This is a genomic window from Candidatus Woesearchaeota archaeon (genome assembly GCA_016187565.1).
Lineage (GTDB): Archaea > Nanobdellota > Nanobdellia > Woesearchaeales > JACPJR01 > JACPJR01.
On the sequence record JACPJR010000005.1, the window covers coordinates 65,270 to 86,492 of the forward strand.

Sequence of the window (21,223 nt, forward strand, 5' to 3'; positions counted from 1 at the left end):
ATCATATCAAGAAGATGATATACACCAGAGCATTGAGTAGGGTTAAAGGAATGCCTATCGCTGCAAACTCAAAAAAAGATATCGTTTCTCCGGTTCTTTTTTCAGCATTTTGGATGATAATGATATTACTGGCAGCACCTAAAATAAAGAGATTTCCTGCAATAGTGCTTCCTGCGGCAAGAGCGATAAACGCGATTGCTGATGCACCTGCATGTTGAAGCATGGGAAGGTAGAGAGCAACCAGAGGAACATTCGAAATGAACTGGCTTAAGAAAATGCTGGTGGTAAAGATCATAGGAATAGAGGTAAGGTTGATAGTGGGTTCGAACAAAAATTGCTGGAAAAAACCACTGTCCCAGACACTTTGCATGAGAACAAACAAGGAAGCAAAAAAGATCAGTGTTTGCCAATCAACTTTCTTAAGAAGAGAAAGACGTTCTTGACTGAACAATAAGAGGGGAAGGGCCCCGATAAGGGCAATGTACAGAAGATCAAAATCAAAAGACGGAATAGCCATGATAAAAATAATTTTGAGAACGATAAGTATTATGATGAGCAGTAATGAAATCTGAGAAAGAAACGCTAGTCGAGGATTCGTAATGGGTACTTCTTCGTGAATCAATAATCGAGTATGGAAATGCTTCCGGTAAAACCATTTTAGCAACAGATAACAAAGCAGTAGATTAATCATCGTCGGTAAAAAAAGATACGTGAAAAAAGCAATAAAGGGTTGATCAAGATTACCATGAATCGCAATCAGTAAATTCTGTGGATTCCCAATAGGGCTCATCACACTTCCAATGGTGATGGCAAAGGCAAGTGCAAGAAGAAGAAGCTTTGTATGCAGGTGATGGCGTTTGGCTAAGAGCAGCATCAACGGAGTGCCAATAATTGCTACTGTATCATTCATCAGCAACATAGAGGCAATAGCCATACCAAATAAAATAAACAGCAACAAAACATCAATTGATGGAGCTTTGCGAAAAAGAAGATTTGCCAGAGAGGAGAGATAACCACCGTCTTCTAATGCAACACCGACAATAAACATGCCAAAGAGAAAGAGAATAATATCCGTATTGATAGACCTCAAGGCACTATCAAATGAGATCTGTCCTGTCACAAGAACCAACAATGCGCCACCAAGCATGATCATCCAAATAGGGAGTCGTATCGATCCTATTTGACGAAATGCAATCAACAGAAAGACCACAACTAAAACAATGATGGGAATCATGCAACTACGATAACAACACCCTATTAAAATGTTGCGACCAAGAAACAATAAGGTAGCTCGTGGATCGAAAATTGTATGCTATATAGCGCACGCCACGCCAGTGGCGGCTGACGGATTGTTCACGTTGTTCACAATCCTACGAAGCACCCCAAAGGGGACCCGCTTCGTCAGCGCCACAACTGGTTACGCTCAGTTTATCAAACTTCAGCAAAGTTTGTGGGCGTGCGACGAGCCGAGGCTTCTCCGGAGTGGCGAGTAGGGCGTTTCCGCAGAAACGACCGTCGCACCGCCATTATGGGTGCTGCAAAGTTAAACGATTATTTTACGTTCATTCTTTAGTGGTGCTTGTTGTTGATCTTGAGGTAGTTATGTATCCAGCACCAACCAATGAAGCTCTCGATCAAAGCAATCCACCCGACGATGGCAATAAGCCAATTGGCTAACGCAATGTCGTAGTGGGGAGCCCAGGGACCGAGCCACCAAAACCCAAGCGCAAAGCGCAGAATTCGATCTAATTTACCAAGATTTTGTTTTACCATGGTTCACCTCTTTTAACAACTGTGGAAATTGTTGGGAATTGTAGCCTTCTGTAAAAAATATAATGTTTATAGTTTCTCTTTATATTAATTTACTCTTTTTTTGATTTTTTGACTGTGAAAAAAAAAGATTTTTAAAGACTGATGATATTACCGGCCCATGGATGCATGTTTCAATTGTAAAATCACTCCAAAATTGGAGTATTGTTGTGGATCTCACCCTGAGACCGGAGAGTCACAGAGGTTATATCTGAAAAGAAAAAGTGTCTCTGCATGTCCACATCTGAATAGATTCGGAACGTGTGATATTTATGAGAGAAGACCCGAACCTTGTCAAGTGTATGAATGCCCTAGGCTTGAAGGAAGAGACACTTTCGAACGCCTAGGTACACGATTTGATTTTTCTTTTTTGAATTCTGAATAAATTTGACAAAAAAGCATACAAAAATTTATATAGTACGACGCAGTGCGGCTTCGAACTCCTCATAGAGACGGTGATACCTATCGTTACAAATTTTATTACGCTAGCAATAGTCTGGCAAGGTGGCATTGTACTGTTACTGCTTAGCTTTCTGCTTCCCTTATTACTCGTATCATGTAAGTGCTCATGGATTCGAAAAGGCTCTTTACTCTCGATGATTCTTGGTTTGGTAGCCTTAACTTATGTTGCCGGTATCTCCTTATATCGAGGGGAAGTAGCAAGCCTTGTTTTCTTTTCCCTGCCCTTTGTTATGTTTATTGACCGTTTTGCTGCTTTTTTTATTGTAGTGGTAACGATCATTTCAACCTGCGTGGCAATCTATTCATGGAGTTATGTTGAACACTATGCTTCAAGCACTAAAAAGAACCTTCTCGTGGCATTGATGGGTTCGTTTATTCTGTTTATGATTCTGGTTATAACCTCTCACGATATGCTCTCTTTCCTTATTTTCTGGGAACTCATGGCATTGGCGTCATTTCTCTTGGTAATGTTTGAATATGAAAAACAAGAAACACGAAAAGCAGGATTGTTTTATTTTATTATGACGCAAATGAGTACGGTATTTTTGTTGTTGGCATTTATTCTCTTCGCTAATGCAACAGGGTCATTGGCATTACAGACACCCTCAGCATTAACTCCAACAATGGGCAGTATTATTTTTGTGCTCCTCTTTTTTGGTTTTGGTATTAAAGCAGGTATCATTCCTTTACATAAATGGCTGCCATATGCCCATCCTGCCAGCCCCTCAAATGTTTCTGCTTTAATGTCAGGCGTTATGATTAAGGTTGCTCTCTATGGATTGATGCGCTTTGTGCTTATGATTTTACCGCCACAACTCTGGTGGGGAATAGTGATTTTGATAGCCGGAACTATTTCTGCCTTACTAGGCGTTATCTATGCGCTCAAAGAACATGATATTAAACGATTATTAGCCTATCACAGTATCGAAAATATTGGTATCATCCTCATTGGCTTTGGCTTAGCTGGAATCTTACAATGGTACCAATTGGGAAATCTCGCAACACTCGCATTAGCTGGATCATTATTTCATATCTTAAATCATGCGTTGTTCAAGTCTCTCTTATTCCTAACTGCTGGTTCAGTAGTACAGGCAACGGGAACCAGAAATATTGAAGAGATGGGTGGACTCATCAAGGTCATGCCCATTACCGCAACACTGTTTTTAGTAGGAGCAATCTCCATTGCTGCATTACCCCCCTTTAATGGCTTCATGAGCGAACTGATGATTTTCCAAGCCTTTTTTGCCTCTGGTGAAATCCCCAATGCTCTTATGGTTATTTTCTTAATGGTATGTCTATCATTGTTAGCGTTGACAAGCGCCCTAGCAGCCGTATGTTTTGTAAAGGCCTTTGCCATTACTTTCTTAGCTAGTCCTCGGTCAGAACATGCAGCAAAAGCAAAGGAAGTCCATACATCGATGCTGCTGGGACCGGCATTACTAGCGCTCTTGTGTTTAGGGTTGGGATTATTTTCATATCAGATTTTTTCCAGGATTATAGATAGTTCAGTCTTACCGAACATGCTTTTCATTGGCATAGCTTTACTCATCAGTTATGTGGTCATCGTTGCTACCTTATTTTTCCTCGCCTCCCCTAAGACCAGGATCAGTGAAACCTGGGGCTGTGGTTTAATCTCACAGAATGCCCGGATGGAATACACTGCTTCTGGCTTCTCAGAACCAATCATGAATATCTTTAGTCTTATTTACCGTCCGAAGAAAACAATTGAAAGGGAATATGCTGAACCTTCGAAGAGCATTTTTACCAAGGGAAAAGCACATTTCGATCTGGTCAAATTTTTTGAAGCGTATCTGTATATGCCGGTTATCAGTCTTATCAATAGAGTATCCTTAGTAATAACGAAGTTGCACACCGGAAGTCTGGATACCTATACCGCCTATGTGTTTGTTGCCATGGTAGTCTTAATGATTCTTGCAGGGTGGTTAGGATGAATACGTCATTTGTGCTCTTCAGCTTCCTCAATATACTCCTCGCACTTCTTGTTTCTCCCTTGTTTATCATGCTTATCAAGAAAGTAAAGGCCATGGCACAGGGAAGACGAGGTCCCTCGTTGTGGCAGGGTTATTACAATCTAGGGAAATTGTTGAAAAAAGAAGTGCTTTATTCCCCCAATGCTTCGTTCATTATGCGCATTACGCCCTATATCAACCTCATGGTCATGATCGTGGCTATATTATTCGTACCACTGACATTTATTCCTCAGCCAGTTGATGCTATTGGAAACATTATTCTTTTCTTGTATCTCCTCGCGTTAGGAAAATTTTTCATGGCGTTAGCCGGACTAGATGCCGGAAGCACCTTTGGAGGCATGGGCAGCTCCAGGGAGATGACCTTCTCTGCAATCCTTGAACCTGTTGCTATTATGGTATTTGCAGCCTTGGCATTTATAGTAAAAACAACAAACATCCATACCATGTTTCTCCAGGTTTCTGAGAATGGGTTAGCAACCTTTAGTCCCAGCCTATTACTCTTATCAATTCCACTTTTCATTGTACTCATCGTAGAAACAGCACGAATTCCTGTGGATAATCCAGAAACACATCTAGAGTTAACAATGATCCATGAAGCAATGATTTTAGAGCAGTCTGGCAAAAATCTCGCACTTATGGAACTATCACATGCTATTAAGCAAACCTTGCTGATGGGTCTGCTCATCAACATCTTCTTTCCGTGGGGAATTGCAACTACCGTAAGCCCTGGAACATTGGTGCTCGGAATCATCAGTTTTTTCCTGAAAGGAGTTGTTCTCTGTGTTATCCTCGGCATATTTGAGTCAAGCATAGCCAAACTACGGTTGTTCAGACTGCCAAGCCTCTTTATGATTGCTTTTTTCCTTTCGTTTATTACTATCCTCCTTGAGGTGTTTGCCTGATGGAACTCTTCTGGATTAATGGGCTGGTTAAGGTGTTGTTGATCTGTATATTGATCACGGTTACGTTTATTGTGACGAGGAGAGATATCCTCAGTTTGATGACCTCATACCGCATCCAATCCTTATTTTTAGCCTTCTTGGCAATGGTGCTGTATTTTCAGGAGCAGACCATGACCTTGCTCTTTGTAGCTTTGTTAACGCTCGTCAGCAAGGTGTTTATTATTCCGTGGATGTTCAAGAAAGTGCAGGCAACGATGAAAATCCATCGAGATGTTGAATTTCACTATCTGACGCCGGTTAGCTCGATGCTTGTTTCCATGTTTATTATTCTCGGGGTTTATTCAGCGTTTTATCAATTGCAAGGACTTATTGGCGATGAATTGTTTTTCCTTGGAGCAATATTGGGCATCTCCTTAACATTCATGGGATTAGTTATTGTTTTTAGTCGGAAAAAAGCGATTACCAAAATCATCGGTTATCTGACCATGGAGAATGGCGTTGTCCTTTTCAGTCTTTTCGTGACCGAACTTCCGTTTATTATTGAGATCCTTGTTATTCTTGATCTGATTATGTTAGTGCTTTTGGTAACTTTGCTAGCCTTTGGCTTAGATGCTAGTGTGGAGGAATTTCATTACAAATTACACCATTGGTTTCGTCGGGAGGAAAAACCATGATCCTTCAATGGTTTGTCTTGGCTACGTTGGCAGCAGTGCTCCTCATTCTTATTAGTCGATCACATAAACGAATGAATTTTCTAACTATTATCCATTCATTGGTTTTCATGGGACTCACCATCTACCTGTTTGCCACAGAAGAATTACCAACCACGTATTTTAGTAGTGCGTACTTCTTAGCCGATCATTTGGTTATCTATGAATCCTTGATTGCTGGATTTATTTTTTTCTTATCAGCGGTTTATGCCTTAGGATATATTGAAAGTTTGTTGGCAGCAAAGGAGATGAGTCGTAAGAATATCAAGTTGTTTTACATCAGCTTTAATGTCCTTTTGCTGGTAATCATCCTTGCATTTTTTTCCAATAACCTAGCCCTGTTTTGGGTCTTTTTGGAGTTAACAACACTGTTGTCAGCAGTTCTTGTTGTTACCCTGAATGCTAAGGAAAACGTCGTGGCAGCATTAGAGTACATCTTCATCGCTTCCACGGCCATGCTCTTTTCGTTAATAGGACTTATTCTCTTGTTCGCCATAAGCCAGCAGCAATCAGGTACAGGAACTATAAATTGGACAGCACTCCTGCTCCAGGCGTCTTCGCTTTCCCCGCCCTTGCTGCTTCTCGCCTCATTATTTATCTTTGTGGGGTTTGCAGCAAAATCCGGGTTAGTACCATTCCACACCTGGTTACCGTATACACACTCAAAAGCGCCTTCTGCAGTAAGTGTGATCTTATCTGCAAGCATCTTGAATGTTGGTATGTATGGACTTATTCGGCTTTCTGCCGTAATGCAGCATACCACAAAAGCCTTGTTTTTCTCTTGGGTAATTATGATATTTGGACTGCTGAGCATCGCTGTTGCTGGTTTCGTCATGCTCCAACGGACAAACCTAAAAAAAGTAATTGCATACTCGAGCATTGAACATAATGGATTTATGCTGCTTGCAATAGGACTAGGCACACCGTTAGCCCTGTTTTGGGTATTATTTTATCTGCTTGCCCATTCACTTACCAAAGCACTTTTGTTTTTTTCTGCAGGCATCGTCCATCGACAGTATGATCTTTTGGACGTCAATAAAATAAAGAATCTGCTAACACTACAGCCTGTTGCCTCGTGGGGATTAATTTTGGGAGGAGTGGCAATTATTGGGATGCCACCATTTGCATTATTCTTAGGAAAAGTATTCATTGTAACCCAGATCGGATCATTTTCACCAACCTTACTTGTCGTAACCTTGTTGCTCTTGCTTCTCGTCGCTGGGGCTTTTGCATCTTTTGTAACCAAAGCGTTTGCACAAAATGATAACGCCTCTGAGGAGAAGTACAACACGCCCATAACCATGAAGTTCCCTATTATTTTCCTTTTGATCTTGCTCATACTCTTGTTTTTCCTCGGATTGTTTCCCGAGTCATGGTTCCAAACATTTTTATGGTCGATAGTTCAAGATGTGAGCGGGGGAATAATCACATGAAATGGTTAGTTGATAAGGTAAAACGGTTACTTGCTGAAAAAAAGATTTCCGGCAAGGTTACGATGAAAATACAAGACCAAGAATTACATGTTTCAGTTCCTGACGAACAGTTCATGGCAGTTGTTGAAGCCCTATCTCATGATGGTTTTGAACTCAGTAGTCTTTTTGCTGTTGAGGGATTTGGACACACAAAGGGATTCACGTTGTTCTACGTGTTGGAAAAGAAAAAACATCAACCATGGTTAATCCTAGAAAGATCCATTACTGGAACAACGACAAGCTCTATTGCCAAATTTTTCCCCTCTGCGTGCTGGTATGAACGAGAGATGATGGACGGGTTTGGTATGAGCTTTGAGGACGCATTAGATACAAGAAGACTGTTCCTTATGGAACAGTATCCAGAAGGATTTCATCCGTTGTTGCGTTCATTCAAAAATACAAAGATTACTTCAAGAAAACATATTCTTCCCCAGCAGGAATACACCTTTAAGCAAGTAAACGGAGAAGGAGTTTATCACATCCCTGTTGGACCAGTACATGCGGGGATTATTGAGCCTGGCCATTTTCGGTTTAGTGTTATTGGTGAAACCATTTGCAACCTTGAAATCAGAATGTTTTACAAACATCGGGGTGTCGAGAAATTAGCAGAAGGAAAGAAGCCTTCTGAGGTCATTCCTCTTGCTGAATCCATTAGTGGCGATGAAACTACAGCCAATGCAGTTGCCTTTTGCACTGCTGTGGAGAAAATTTCAGGGATAGTTATTCCAAAGTCTGCAGCATATTTGCGAATACTCTTTCTGGAATTGGAACGGATGTACTCGTTATTAGGAGATTTAGCCGGCATGATTATCGATGTAGCATATCCTCTAGGAGCTAGTCCTTTTTTTATCCTGCGTGAAGAATTGTTGCGTCAAAATCACGCATTAACTGGCTCACGATTTATGAAAAACACGATTTTTGTAGGTGGTGTACGGTGCGATCTTTCCAATGGCACGCTTACACAACTGAAGAAATACTTGCCATTATTCTCACGGCGCTTACAGGAGGCAGTAAACCATGTGGTAACCATGCCTTCAGTGGTTGATAGGTTTGAGACAACAGGAGTCATACGACGTGATTTAGTACATTCATTACACCTCACTGGACCGGTTGCTCGGGCATCTGGCGAATTACTTGATACTCGTGTGGATCATGTCTATGGACTCTATCATGAATATGTACCCAAAATAAGGATCGAAGAAAAAGGCGATGTCTTGGCACGGTTTACGGTAAAAGTTGCTGAAGTGCTGGAAGCAGCAGAATTATGCCGAAAAGTACTCGTAAAAATACCTTCTGGTTCAACAGTTCCAGAGATAGCACAGGGAACAATAAAAGACGGTTCTGTATTAATGGTAGTGGAATCAGCAAGAGGACAAAATATCCATTGGGTTTGGATTCACGAAGGAAAAATAAGTAGATATAAAGTCAGGACAGCTTCATTTTGTAATTGGCAGGCAATTGAACACGCAGTTTTGGATAATATTGTACCCGACTTTCCGTTGATTAACAAAAGCCTCAACTTGTCCTATGCAGGTACTGATTTATGAGGGAAAGAATATGTTCAAAGCAATAGCAAACATCATCAGACCAAAGATTACCGAAGACATTGTCAGTAAAGAAGAGAAGTTTGAACGTACGGGTAAGGAATTAAAGAAAGAAATAGCTGCTGTCTTTGGTCGTAGCCTCTTTATTCGAGAGCTTGATTCAGGAAGTGATAACGCAGCTGAAATAGAACTGGTAAATTTGACAACACCTTATTACGATGTAGAGCGTTTCGGTGTTTCTTTTGTTGCCAGCCCTCGGCATGCCGATGTAATCATTATTACCGGAGCGATAACACTCAACATGAGCACTGCTGTACGTAAAGTGTATGAAGCCACACCATCACCAAAGCTGGTTGTTGCTGTAGGCGATGATGCCTGTACTGGTGGAGTGTTTAAGGATTCGTATGCAGTTTTGGGTGGAGCAGACAAGATTATTCCGGTTGATCTCAAGATTCCAGGAAATCCACCAACACCCCATGCAATTCTTCAGGGACTCTTAACATTGATGAAATCAATAAAAGAGAAGAAGAAGAAAAGGAGCTAAAGAAAAGCTCAGAAGAGTTCTTTTTTGATAAATGCTTTTTCTATACTAGCTTTCTCCGCACCATAGACAAAGGTGACCAGGAAAGCAAACATGAACAGAAGAGCAGGTGCTCCTTGATTTACTGCAGGATTCCAGCCACCAACTGCAACATGTCCCATAACATAAGCAACAAGCATCTCAATCACACCAAACAGTGATGCAAGACGGGTCAAAACACCAAAGATAAGGGCTAAACCTATCAAGAATTCAGCAGCGCCCGCATACCAGACTAAGGTTCCAAAAGAAGCAGCTCCGCCAGGCATACCCCATAACCCAAATAACTTCTGTACGCCATACATAAAAAATAACGCACCAATACCTATACGAAAGATAACATACACATAATCTCCATATTTTGTTTCAAAAAAACCCATAGTACCAACCTCCTGATTTGTGAAGTATGACTCATTATATAAATGTTAGGACTCGTACAAAGTCCTGCGTTGAATCATGGTAATCTTTCAAGCAACATCTTTAATGTTTCGAGATCCTTTCTGACAACATTTGCATCTTCGGTAAACATATGATCTGACATATCCGGACGTCGATACAAAGTGAAGATCAGTTCACTACCACCATTATTGGGAAAAACACGCATAGGATTGTAGACCTTCTCACCAGAAGGTAGGGTAACATCATGATCGAGAATACCAAATTTATTTTTTTCAGCAAAGGTGATTTTTATTCTTCCGATCGGTGATTCAGCAATCCACTCACCATTGATTTTCTCAAGAGAGGTGCTTAACCCGGTAGCCCAGTGAGGCAGATTTTCAGGATTTGAAGCAAACGCATAAACCCTTTCCGGAGAGCAATTAATTGAAACACTGATATGCTGGGATTTAAATGTCATGGGAGGTTTCTTAACACCAATAATCATCTCACCGACGTTTGCACTACCTCTAGCTTTGTGGGTAGTACCTGCGGGAAATTCTACCTTATCGCCCGAGATATAGGTTCTTGTACCGCTTTGGTCAATAATAGTGAGTTCGCCACTGAGAATAAGGTGAACTGTATGTTCGTGGTGTGTATGCTCATCAGTATCGATATTTGGCGGTAGTGGACATACTCGTATCTCACTAAATCCTTCTTTTTCTAGCTTTTTTATCAACTCGCTTTTATCAACTCTTTTTTTGAGTTCATCAGCAAGTTTATCAAGGCTTTGATTCCATCCATCTTCCATGCCTTCGATGGCTTTTGTTGCTACAGGAGTTGCCTTGGTAACAACAGCATGCAACTGAAGCTTTGTTTTACCCTTATAGTCTGAAAAAGCAACAGTAGTATGTACTTCAAGGCCTGGATTTCTATCTTGGTCCTCCAAAGCACTCGAGGTAAAGACAAGCAGTTCTGGTTCAACAATGTCGTGAAAAATACCTTTCATTGGATACGCCATACCATCGGGCGCAATCATATCGATGCTCATGGCTCCTTTTGGTCGAACATCAAATTCACAGACAAGATTGGTAAAGCCCTTTGGACCCCACCACGCCGCTAGAAACTTTGGATCTGTCCACGCTTTGAACACAACCTTTCGAGGTGCATCAAAGATACGTGTGATGACGAGATCCTTATGCTTAGTGCTTGCTTTTGTGCTGTTATTTGTTTGGTCTACCATAGGATATGTATCTATAGACTATTTTTGAGACAAGGAAATAATACTTGAATAAGTATCACTATTGTTGGCTGTTGCATTGAGCAACACAGAAAAATTAAGTACTCTAAAGTAGAAGAGATATATTAAATTTATGATTTTTTAACTTACTATAATAATTCACGATTACGGCAGAATTCTAGCTAGATAATACCAAAGAAAAATTTAACCAATTTACTTCTTCGTAAAAATGCCTACAATGTAATCTTTTTGTACAGCGCCATTGCCAAAAGCTCTTTCTTCCGGACTTCGCTCTAACAAGATATACCTAATAGAATCAACTCTTAAATATTGACTAGCAACATCTTGTGCACCTGAAGCAGAAATTCGAGCAATTGCTTCAAGTGACTGTCCACCTGATTGAGGATAAGAACATTGCCTTGCATCAAGCAAAAGAGTTACTTCTTTTCCATAAAAATCTTTTAATATCGCGTCTTCCATTATGCTATTCAGGAAAGAGTTTTTTCTTTATAAAACTTTCGTTGTATTATTGCCCTCAATGAACGTAACGTTACATTTGGCATTAGAGTTTTAATACTAACAATGAACTGGATAAGATGGTAATGATTGATTTCATCCTCACGATTTCAATGATTTTCAGTATTTTCAACAGTTAAGGTAACCGGTGTTCCTAAAAAGAAGCTATAACGCTCTGCTGCTAGGAACAAACTATTTTTTTCAGTGCTGTTAAGCGACACAAAGAGCTTCGCAATAATAGCAAGGCCATTTTTCTTAATAATACGCTTCCAAATGCCTATCACTTTTCCTTTTATTATCAACGGCGAGTTTGTCAAAGCTATATGCATTCCTTTGAGCATATTTGCATTAATCACCGCGCTTCTATCTTTATATGAAATAAAATATTCATCATAGGGAGGCAATAAGTGAGTTTCAAGGGGAATTTTCGCAATGGTTTTCCTCGTAAGGAAATATGTGCGCCCATCAATTTCTGTATTCATTATCTCTTTGACCGATGTGATACCCACTCTTGCATCAGCAACGGTCAAACCTGACCACCAGGTAAAATCTTGCAATGTTGCAGGTCCGTGACTGGTGAAATAACGCCTGGCAAGCTCTGCTAAAGCTTTATTACGATTCAGTCTTTTGCTGCGAGGTATCCATTCATCAAAGAGAGCGAATCTGGGTTGATGACCTTGTCGAGTACTATGACAGATAAACGCTGTTTGAGCCAAATGGGACAGTATGTGATAGCCACGCTGTCCTTCAGGATTAATTTTACCGTTTGCAAGTACTTGGTACAATTCATTTCGAGTTAGCTGCTTACCGGTAAGTGCTTTCGTGAATAATCGTTTACTTTGTTCAAAGATATGGTCATGTAATCCTAATTCTTTGTAACGTCCTAGGCTTTTTTTAATAACTCGTGGAGTTAACAACTCAAGCATCCACTTCGCATCGCTAGCAGGAACAAAGTGTAATGTTCCCCGCATGGACCACGTACGAACAATTTTTCTCTCTGAAATCGCCTGTTCAATATCGCTCTTGGTTATACCAGGCAATCGTAATCCAATACCCCAAAGACCACCATGGTAGTCTTGCGCTTGAACAGCACCCATCCACCTAACTAATGCTTCAGGTTTACGAAACGTTGTTTTGCCAAGTTGCTGATTGTAAAAACGATAATGTACAAGATCAATACCTGTTCTCATGTGAGCACCTATTGTCGTAGTTAGGGGGTCCTCTTTTCCCTAAGGGGTGTTTGGTCAATACTTTTTCTTCAGTCATTATCTCCTCGATGGAGATTTATATTTTATTTTCTCCTTACCTGTGCTTTGATAGACTTGAATTACTTACATAACCCTGTAAAGAGAGCAACAATCAACCCTAACGTAAATTATAGAACTGAAATCGTCTGAAGGTCTTTTACGGGTAAGTTCACAAAAATTTGTGTTACCATAACTTTAGATAGAGGTGTTTGAAGTTTATAAAACTTGTGACAGCTAAAGCTTCATCCAACAATTCGCTAACGCTCAAGTTAGCAGCTTCAAAGTCCTCTCTGTTGTTTATGATCGCCGACATTCCCCGTAAGGGACATCCCCCTTGTCGGTTGGATTCAATAATGTGATGGGACTTTGATTTGGGGCTGCTAACCTTTTTTGGATGAAGCCGACAGCTAAGTAAAAAATAAACAGAAGGTACTTCTCTAGAGGGATTAAGCTGGCTTCTTTTTCATCCACAGATGGCTCTTAAATAAAAGCACGAGTGGACCACTAGCAAATCCAAAAAAGAAGGCATTCGGTGAAAACAGAGACAATATCAGTAAAATGAGAAATAAAGCAAAAAATTGAGCTTTTGACGCCTCTAATGAAAAAAGAGTAGATTGTTTTAACTTTCCAGAAAGTATCGAGGGGTTTTTGTTAACAGCATTAAAAGTTATCACATTTTGAATGTGTTTTGCATTAATACAAATAAACATTGAAAAAATCATACCTTGTAAGAAGTAAAAGGATATCGGCGTAAACCAAAATATACTCTGAAAAGATAAATAGTGGAAAATATATAAAAGCACGACCACTAAAAGGACAGAGAGAAAATGCTTGCTATCATATCGCTGTTTATTTATCGAATCTTTGAACGACGGATTTAATTCGTATGACTCAAAGAGAACAAATGTAGCGTACTTCTGCTTATAAGACTTCAACCCCTGCATGGTTAGGAAGAAATCCAACATCATTAAGACAATGACTATGACAATCGTCACATAAATATTTTCTAACATCGCCCTCATAATAGGGATAGATTATATAAAGTTACCGAAGAAATTCAGTAAGAAAGTTCCAATGGGTTTCACAATCATATTGAGTATAGTCAAAGATGCTCAGATTGTCGCCGATTAATAGAATAACTGCAAAGCAGACTATTTATCCGAAGGACTAAAAAGGTGGGGGCTATCTATTTTTAAACCATTTTTCCGCCTTTGGTCGACGGTGAGGACAACCGGGCCAGCAGCAGGGTTGCCGTTCACCTTCTTTCAACTCAGCAACCATGCGCTCGATATGTTCGGTTCTCGTTTCCAGCTTTTTAACGATGGTAGTCCAGCAAATCCACTCGTTTCGTTGGATCAGTGTAAGACTGTTCCACTTGGCAAGTATGTGCACGTCAGAAGACAAAGCTTTTTCCATGTCCGCCGGCACTTTATGTACTACACCAGCGGCGATTTCTTTTTTGGTCATAAGTTTATTTCACCAAATCTCCTATTTAAGTTTTTCTTTGGCGGCAAATTTTTTCAATTCTGAAAATTGAGATTCAAGAGACATCACTTGTCTGTCTTCACTCTCAGTCAATTTTCCGAAAGTCATATTTTGGTGCAGCATCGTTGACGCATTGCAAACACCTGCTATCAATGCTACCCATGATTATAAACTAAAACACCTGGTGAAGATATTCAGCTTATCTGGGGAATTATTAATAGGTTAGCCTCCTCAAGCTCCAACAGTACCGGTCTTGACTTTTCCAGCTCGCTTGTAATTGGCAATAATCACTCCAGTTGGTGTAACCAAATTCTCCATTAATGTAAATGCTGCCGGAATCGTGCCATTGTCAAACAACTTTTTTCCTTCACCAAGAGTCAGCGGGAAAATTTTGAGCCAGAGTTCGTCCACTAAATCATTCTTAAGTAGCAGCTGGATAAGCTCACCACTGCCGTGAACCTGAATGTCAGAACCTTTTGAATTTTTGAGCTTTTCGATATCTGCCAAGCTTTGAGGAAAACTGAGTTTTTCCAATCTGACTTTTTCATGGCCCGGGACATGACATATTTTGTGACATCATTGATACCTGGCCATGCATTTTCATGCTCTGGCCAGTAACTAGCAAAGATCTCAAATGTTTTTCTGCCCAAAAGAAGGTCTGCAGGTTTCATCTGTTTTTCCATGACCTTACCAGAAACATCGTCAAAATAAGGCACAACCCAACCGCCATATTTGAAACCGCCTGATGTATCTTCGTCAGGTCCACCAGGTGCTTGCACTACTCCATCTAATGTAATAAATGATAAGACGATTATTTTTCTCATACGTTTTTCTCCTTAGAATACTCCATTTTCGTTTGGCGAGTCCTTCGGCGCCTGCTGACCGATATCCCATAATTCAACAATGTAGTCACCTTCAAAACGGAAAATATGAACGACAGCAATATCAGAACCGTCTTTCTTAAGCTGAACGCGAGAGTGAACAGCGACGAAGTTCCCATCTTCAAGTACGTGATACACTTCGAGAAATTTATTTGGATTTGTGATGGCATTTTCTTCCATTGCCACCAAAAGCGACTCCCTGTCGCCCTTAAAATAAGCGTTGTGATGGCGGAAATCCGGATGCACATACTTATCATACGCTTCACGGACTTTACCGGACGAAGCAAGGCGTAAAAATGATGTAGCTATGTCTTTTTTGTTCATTTTACTTCCTCTCGGCCGCTTCCTTTAATTTTGCTAAATCGAGCCTTTTCATCTTCAAAATTGCTTCCATGACTTTTTTATTTTTGTCTAACTTTATAAAATCAGAAGTTATAAGCTGCCATGAAACTCCAAACTTATCTTTAAGCCAACCGCACATTTCTGATTCAGGAACTGCTGAAAGCTTTTCATAAAAATAATCAATTTCTTTTTGGTCTTTGCATTCAATCATTAAGGAAATTCCTTCGCTAAATTTGAATTTATGGTCTGATCCGGAATCCATTGCAATAAACTCTTCGTTTACTAAAGTGAATTCTGAATACATTACACTATTTTCTTTTTCATTAAAATAGTTTTTTCCATATTCTGAAATTACGCCAATTTTAGATTCCGGAAATATTTGGACATAAGATTTTATTGCTTCTCTTGCCTTCCCACAAATATCTTGAGTGAACAAAAATGCTGGAACAATTTTTTGATTGAAATCTTTTTCCATATAGATTATCTGCCAAGAAACTCCAAATTTATCCTCCACCCATGCATATTTCTTACTAAAAGGATATTCATTAAGTTCCATTAAAATTTTCCCATTTTCAGATAATTTTTCATAATAAGAATCTACCTCTTCAATTGTCTTGCATTTTATATGAAAAGATATTGATGGATTCGGTTTAAAATCAGGTCCTCCATTCAGTCCCAAAAAACTACAATCATCAAGTTCAAAAGAAACTGCCATAACACTTCCTATTGGCTTGTTTGAAGGGGTTTCGACAGTGTAAGGAACAACTTCAAGGATTTTTGAATTTGGAAAAATAGAAGTGTAAAACTTAGCAGCTTCTTCTGCATTATCATCAAACCATAAACAAGGTGATATTTTTTGTGTCATTTTTATTCTCTTTTCTTTCGGATAGATGTAATTCACCATCCACTGCACACCAAACTTATCTTTAAAACTGCCATAGTAGTCGCCCCAAGGCTGGTTAGCGATGTGCATCTCTATCATACCGCCAGCAGATAGAGCGTTAAATATCCTGTCGGCTTCTTCTCTACTTTCTGGGTGTACTGAGATATGGATATTATTGCCCCATATCAGTTTTTGTCCAAGAGACTCAAGAGTATCAGTCGCCATTAACACATTGTCTTTGCCAATCGGCAATCCGATGTGCATGATTTTGTTTTCATCCTCTTTAGGGATATTCACGCCTTCCATCGGCATGTCTTTGAAGCGGACAACGGATGTAAATTCTCCGCCAAAAACAGATTTGTAAAAGTTAAAGGCTTCTTCCGTGTTGCCCGCAAAGTTAAGATAGGTGTTTAGTTTTGTCATATTAATAGGTAAGTCTATAATAGGTAGGTCTAAATGTTTATAAAGTTTTCTTCGTCCAGCACCCAACTTTTCGTTTTGGAAAAAATTTGGTTTTCTTTTTTGTGGTCGGATAAACGAAGTTTTTTCATTTTTTAGTGAAGCGACAATCTGCTATTTAGTGGTGGGTGGGAGTATCAAAGTTTGCCTCCGAGAGTTTTTTAGTCGTTAAGAAGTACCAGCCGTTGAAAATTATTCCAAAGAATCGTCTCCAGGATTCTATTTTATCTATTTTTTCATCATCTAACCAGTTCTCATTAGTTCTTTGTGCTGCTCATAAATATCCCCCTGCTATGCTGGCTAAGACTGTCTTCTTCATACTTTCCTCCAATAAATCCCTCCCCCTCTTGTCCCCACGTATAAAATACCTTGTTCAACGTCCATTTCTAAGGCAAAGGCCCCTTTATGGTTCAGTCCTTCATTAAATGGTTTCCAGGTTTTTCCTCCATCTGTGCTGAAATATACCCCATAGTCACCCAGCAGGCCACGATCCACAGCCAGCCGGAAATAATCTACAGTGGCTGCATATACCTTCTTGCTATCACGGGGATCTACTACTATATCCCCAACACCATACTTCTGAGGCAGTCCCAAAATGGTTAACTTTGTCCAAGAAGTGCCGCCATCACTGCTCTTATAAATTCCATCATCGTCTGTGCCTAAATAAAGGGTATTTGGATCATTCGGATCTAACGCAATTGTATTAGTCTCTACTGTTTCCAGCCCTGAATTTATCTTCTTCCAGCTATTACCATGGTCTGTGCTCTTAAACACACCGTACCCACTTCCGGTCTTCTCCGCAAAGTTTGTAGGCCCCTGGGTGGTAACATAGATTATAGATGGATTGCTCTTATCGATAACAATCTTGCTCACATGTACATCGATTTCAAATCCCACATTTGTCTGCTTCCAATTTTTGCCGCCGTCTTCACTAATTGATATTCCGACTCCATTAGGCGAGTACTGGTCTCCGCCGCCTCCGACATAAATACGGTTTGGATCATTAGGATCAAAGGCAATGCCATGGAAATGGGCAATTCCAGGAAGTAGTCCGGAATCTTTAAAAAACTCTTTGGCGATACGCTCCCAAGTCAATCCACCATTAAGACTGACATATACTCCGCCATTGGTTGTAACAAAGACGGTTTGGGGTTCTGTTGGATGCGCTGCAATAAGCATGATATATGGGTTCTCTAGATTATAGGAGGAAAACGTCCAGCTCTGCCCTTGGTCTGTGCTTTTGAACATACCCAGTGAATACGTACCAGCGTAGAGCGTCCCATCTTTCGCTCTAACAATATCCACCACTTCGCTTCCGATAAAACCATTGTTTCTTTCGTGCCAATGTTCACCAGCGTCTTCAGTGTGGAAAAGACCTTGTCGGCCGGCAATGAATACTTCATCACTACGCTCGCCTGCTGCCAATCTTTCTATACCAGAATTTGAGATGAACGGCTGGTCATGGGTAAAGAAAAAATCTTTCCATGTTTTTCCACCATCTTCTGTTTTAAGAATTTTTCTGGAGAAAATGGCGTACGCAATGTTCGGATTATTATCGTCTACAAAAACACCCCCTTCTGAAGGATCAAAATAATAGGCATCAAGCTGTTGCCAGGTTTTACCCAAATCATTGCTTTTGTATACAGCAGCACAATTCTCTTTTTCCAGCTTGGCAGTAGCTTCTGGATTCTCTCCGCCGGCTGCCTCAAAACAAGTGAAATCCTCAAAGACCCCAACTCTCACATACACTTCATTAGGATTCTGAGGATTTATTTTAATGCCCAATATATCAGTTCTGTGAAACGTTTGGTCAATTCTGTTCCAATTGCGCCCCTGGTCTTCGCTTTTGAACAAAGCCGAATTCGTGCCAACAAATATGATGTTTTCATTGGTGGGATGAGTTTCAATGACTTTTATAAAATTTTTTGCTTCATCGGGAAAACCTGCCCAGATGGGCTTCACGCTCCACTCTGTCTTAGGCAACAATGACGTTTTAGCCCAGTTCTTTCCATCATCCAATGATACAAAAAGCAGGCCTTCCCCATCCAAAATAACCCCTATAATAATAAGAGAGGGATTTGCCTTGCTCATGGCAACTGAAGTATACGAATCGGCTTCAAGCTTAATTCTCTGCCAAGTTTTGCCCCCATTCCATGTAATAAAAGGGGCATCTGCGATGAATACAATATTTTTAGTATCACTTGTGTCCACCGCAACATCCGACACGCGCTTGTTGGTGCCTCCCAAAGATTTCCATACTAAACCTTTGTTCGTGACCTCAAAAATACCATTCCCCCCTAGCTCATACGTAAATGATGTAGCTGCCCATAAAGTATTACCTACCTTTTCCAAATCAGTTATCAAACCACCATAAGGGCCATTAACCTGTGTCCATTGGTCAGCACTAACCTCAGCTTTGAAACAATCAGCAGGGCAACTGGTGCTGTCTTCTTGAAATTCGCATTGAGCATTACCACATTGCCGGGCAGTAAGATATTGAGCTAATGGTGTGGGAAGATCTAGATTCTCTTTTGAGAACGATGGTTTTTCTTGTTTAGTACAACCGCTAATAAAAATTACTCCAATAATCATTAATGCAATAATTCTAAATAATAAATATTTTAACTTCATCATATCTCATTGAAGAACAATTTTATTTAAATCTTTTCATTTACTTGTGGGAACTCCGGCGTTGGCTTCCGTTCGTTTTTCGTTTCGTAGCGAGGGGGTAAATTGCAACTAACATTGGAAAATTCCTGTTAAATACTTTGCCAGTTACGAGCGAAGCGGAGTTCTGGAAACTTGCGTTCGCAAAGTAATTTTCCCCGGCGTCACTTCTCAGCCGTATCCCAAACACTGTTGAAATATTTTCTAAAATTATCACTAACATGTTTGGCTTTCACAAGAATCGAGATTATTGGGTCTTCCCATGAAATTAGGAGAAATCTATCTTTGAATACTTCTCCGTGAGAGAATATTGGAAAATCGACGCATCTGAATTCATATTTTTTTCTAAATTCTTTTATGAATGGTGATTTTTTATATGATTTATCCCCTATACCCCTTGATTTAATGTTCTTTCCTAACTCCATCCAAGTATGCAAATAGAATTTATCAGAAACAGCTGCGTATGATTGATCATGCACATAAATCCAAATATTCTCATCTTTTTTTGTAGCATCAGCAAAGAACTCTTTATAAGCTGCTGTTAAACCTCTTAATCCGACAAATAACATTGCCTCTTGTTTGGGAAATGTTTGTTCCAAGCCTTGAATTCTTGGTAGGATGAGGTTTAATGTTTCTTTCTGAGAATTTAATTCAGTTTGTTTTTTCTCCAAATACTTGGATAAGTTAATTGGACTTACTGGTTGAAAAGTTTTTACTCCGTTTTTTATAATCATTGTAACAATTCCTTTTTCTAGAAGCCTATCTAGAATCTCGTAAATGTTAGAATGAGCAACTTTTGCTCTTTTTAGCAAAGGCCCTACTGTTGAATGTCCTATTTCAAGTAAAGAAGCATAAACTTTTGCTTCTCCCCCTGTAAGTCCAATTTTCATTAAATCTGTATATACATTATTAATCATACTACCTGTACAGGGATAATAGTATTTAAATATTTCGGTTTATCACCACCATTCATGAAAGAAAAGATTTATGATACTATGAGAAAGATATATGATACTGCTAAACCATTTATAGCTGCTGGATTAGTTGCTTCTTGGTTAGGTGTTATGGGGTATGAATTGATAGTCTCCAGACCAAAGTGGGAGAAAGAACAATACGAGCAAATAATGAATCAAAATCCAGATGCAGTTGAATCAAGGAAATTCTTCAAGTTATATGGCTTTGATGACAATGGTGATGGATCGACAGATAGAATTGAGGTATTAGGAACATTCGCACCAGGACCAAGACCAGGAGTTCCAGGAAGACTTAGGGCTACTTTTTATCGAGTAAGACCTAATAATCCATCTATACCACTAATCACTGAATCTGACTATAAGACGTTAGATGATCACATCAGAGCCGGGGAAAATTATTGGACATAACATCGGAATTTAACGAAGTTTATTTTTCAGAGCTGGAGAAAATTTTGATGAGAGCGCTGCAAGGCTCGAATCACATAGTTGCTGTTAAATGCCCGAACGGAGATTTTTAACGAAGTATAAAAATCGGAGTGAGAGTGCAACGTGGTCAAGCGACCGAAGGGAGCGCAGAAGTCTCAAATTCTCCGAGCAGTAGGACTTTCCGTAGTTTTTGATTACTCTTGCTAATAAATTACTGGCAAAGGCAGACTAGAATTAGGGGGACAATTTCGTTATTTTTTA

At 39.8% G+C, this 21,223-nt stretch carries 19 protein-coding genes and 2 pseudogenes; 7 read left to right on the forward strand and 14 right to left on the reverse strand.

Translation table 11 applies throughout. From position 1 onward, the window contains the following. Window position 1: 1 nt before the first annotated feature. Together HYW21_01615 and HYW21_01620 are read right to left on the reverse strand one after the other, a co-directional pair. Window positions 2–1,234 carry an anion transporter gene (locus HYW21_01615; GenBank protein MBI2548025.1) on the reverse strand — a complete coding sequence of 411 codons (1,233 nt, stop codon included), beginning with the start codon at window positions 1,232–1,234 and terminating at the stop codon, window positions 2–4. A gap of 335 nt (window positions 1,235–1,569) precedes the next feature. Further along, entirely contained in the window at window positions 1,570–1,773 is a 204-nt protein-coding gene (locus HYW21_01620; GenBank protein ID MBI2548026.1) for a DUF2892 domain-containing protein, read from the reverse strand. A gap of 515 nt (window positions 1,774–2,288) precedes the next feature. On the opposite strand from HYW21_01620, the gene HYW21_01625 reads away from it, so the two are divergent. The 6 genes from HYW21_01625 (at window position 2,289) to HYW21_01650 (ending at window position 9,434) form a co-directional block, all read left to right on the forward strand. Then, the gene (locus HYW21_01625; GenBank protein ID MBI2548027.1) at window positions 2,289–4,223 is read left to right on the forward strand and encodes a hydrogenase membrane subunit; all 1,935 of its coding nucleotides are present in this window, start codon (window positions 2,289–2,291) and stop codon (window positions 4,221–4,223) included. After that, the gene (locus tag HYW21_01630) at window positions 4,220–5,164 is read left to right on the forward strand and encodes an NADH-quinone oxidoreductase subunit H (GenBank protein ID MBI2548028.1); all 945 of its coding nucleotides are present in this window, start codon (window positions 4,220–4,222) and stop codon (window positions 5,162–5,164) included. Before HYW21_01625 ends, HYW21_01630 begins: the two co-directional genes overlap by 4 nt. Continuing rightward, complete coding sequence (locus HYW21_01635) at window positions 5,164–5,838, forward strand: hydrogenase subunit (protein ID MBI2548029.1); 675 nt, start codon at window positions 5,164–5,166, stop codon at window positions 5,836–5,838. The genes HYW21_01630 and HYW21_01635 overlap by 1 nt, the downstream gene beginning before the upstream one ends. Continuing rightward, the gene (locus tag HYW21_01640) at window positions 5,835–7,307 is read left to right on the forward strand and encodes a hydrogenase membrane subunit (GenBank protein ID MBI2548030.1); all 1,473 of its coding nucleotides are present in this window, start codon (window positions 5,835–5,837) and stop codon (window positions 7,305–7,307) included. Before HYW21_01635 ends, HYW21_01640 begins: the two co-directional genes overlap by 4 nt. 62 nt (window positions 7,308–7,369) lie before the next feature. Beyond that, window positions 7,370–8,893: an NADH-quinone oxidoreductase subunit C gene (locus tag HYW21_01645; protein MBI2548031.1), complete on the forward strand. Its 1,524-nt coding sequence runs from the start codon at window positions 7,370–7,372 to the stop codon at window positions 8,891–8,893. A gap of 10 nt (window positions 8,894–8,903) precedes the next feature. Next, entirely contained in the window at window positions 8,904–9,434 is a 531-nt protein-coding gene (locus tag HYW21_01650; GenBank protein ID MBI2548032.1) for an NADH-quinone oxidoreductase subunit B family protein, read from the forward strand. An 8-nt stretch (window positions 9,435–9,442) separates the two neighbouring features. On the opposite strand, the gene HYW21_01655 is transcribed toward HYW21_01650, so the two are convergent. The 12 genes and pseudogenes from HYW21_01655 to HYW21_01710 form a co-directional block, all read right to left on the reverse strand. After that, window positions 9,443–9,847 (reverse strand): DoxX family protein, encoded by a 405-nt coding sequence (locus HYW21_01655; protein MBI2548033.1) that lies wholly within the window; start codon window positions 9,845–9,847, stop codon window positions 9,443–9,445. Window positions 9,848–9,921: 74 nt separating this feature from the next. Beyond that, complete coding sequence (locus tag HYW21_01660) at window positions 9,922–10,323, reverse strand: SRPBCC family protein (GenBank protein ID MBI2548034.1); 402 nt, start codon at window positions 10,321–10,323, stop codon at window positions 9,922–9,924. 294 nt (window positions 10,324–10,617) lie between these two features. After that, window positions 10,618–11,085, reverse strand: a pseudogene (locus tag HYW21_01665) (SRPBCC domain-containing protein). A gap of 210 nt (window positions 11,086–11,295) precedes the next feature. Then, a complete protein-coding gene (locus HYW21_01670) occupies window positions 11,296–11,562 on the reverse strand; it encodes a hypothetical protein (protein MBI2548035.1) in 267 nt (88 codons plus the stop codon). Between the two features lie 146 nt (window positions 11,563–11,708). Next, window positions 11,709–12,788 carry an AlkZ family DNA glycosylase gene (locus tag HYW21_01675; GenBank protein ID MBI2548036.1) on the reverse strand — a complete coding sequence of 360 codons (1,080 nt, stop codon included), beginning with the start codon at window positions 12,786–12,788 and terminating at the stop codon, window positions 11,709–11,711. A gap of 503 nt (window positions 12,789–13,291) precedes the next feature. Continuing rightward, window positions 13,292–13,858 carry a hypothetical protein gene (locus HYW21_01680; protein ID MBI2548037.1) on the reverse strand — a complete coding sequence of 189 codons (567 nt, stop codon included), beginning with the start codon at window positions 13,856–13,858 and terminating at the stop codon, window positions 13,292–13,294. Window positions 13,859–14,027: 169 nt separating this feature from the next. Further along, the gene (locus HYW21_01685) at window positions 14,028–14,312 is read right to left on the reverse strand and encodes a YdeI/OmpD-associated family protein (protein ID MBI2548038.1); all 285 of its coding nucleotides are present in this window, start codon (window positions 14,310–14,312) and stop codon (window positions 14,028–14,030) included. Between the two features lie 249 nt (window positions 14,313–14,561). Beyond that, a pseudogene (locus HYW21_01690) lies at window positions 14,562–15,154 on the reverse strand (dihydrofolate reductase family protein). A 12-nt stretch (window positions 15,155–15,166) separates the two neighbouring features. Further along, complete coding sequence (locus HYW21_01695) at window positions 15,167–15,535, reverse strand: nuclear transport factor 2 family protein (GenBank protein ID MBI2548039.1); 369 nt, start codon at window positions 15,533–15,535, stop codon at window positions 15,167–15,169. Between the two features lies 1 nt (window position 15,536). Continuing rightward, window positions 15,537–16,859, reverse strand: a complete 1,323-nt coding sequence (locus HYW21_01700; GenBank protein ID MBI2548040.1) for a VOC family protein — start codon at window positions 16,857–16,859, stop codon at window positions 15,537–15,539. A gap of 351 nt (window positions 16,860–17,210) precedes the next feature. Next, the gene (locus HYW21_01705) at window positions 17,211–19,529 is read right to left on the reverse strand and encodes a hypothetical protein (protein ID MBI2548041.1); all 2,319 of its coding nucleotides are present in this window, start codon (window positions 19,527–19,529) and stop codon (window positions 17,211–17,213) included. A gap of 197 nt (window positions 19,530–19,726) precedes the next feature. After that, window positions 19,727–20,479, reverse strand: coding sequence for a helix-turn-helix domain-containing protein (locus HYW21_01710; GenBank protein MBI2548042.1), 753 nt, complete (start codon window positions 20,477–20,479; stop codon window positions 19,727–19,729). Between the two features lie 54 nt (window positions 20,480–20,533). Here HYW21_01710 and HYW21_01715 point away from each other — a divergent pair, with 54 nt between their 5' ends. After that, window positions 20,534–20,944, forward strand: a complete 411-nt coding sequence (locus tag HYW21_01715) for a hypothetical protein (GenBank protein MBI2548043.1) — start codon at window positions 20,534–20,536, stop codon at window positions 20,942–20,944. Window positions 20,945–21,223 lie beyond the last annotated feature (279 nt).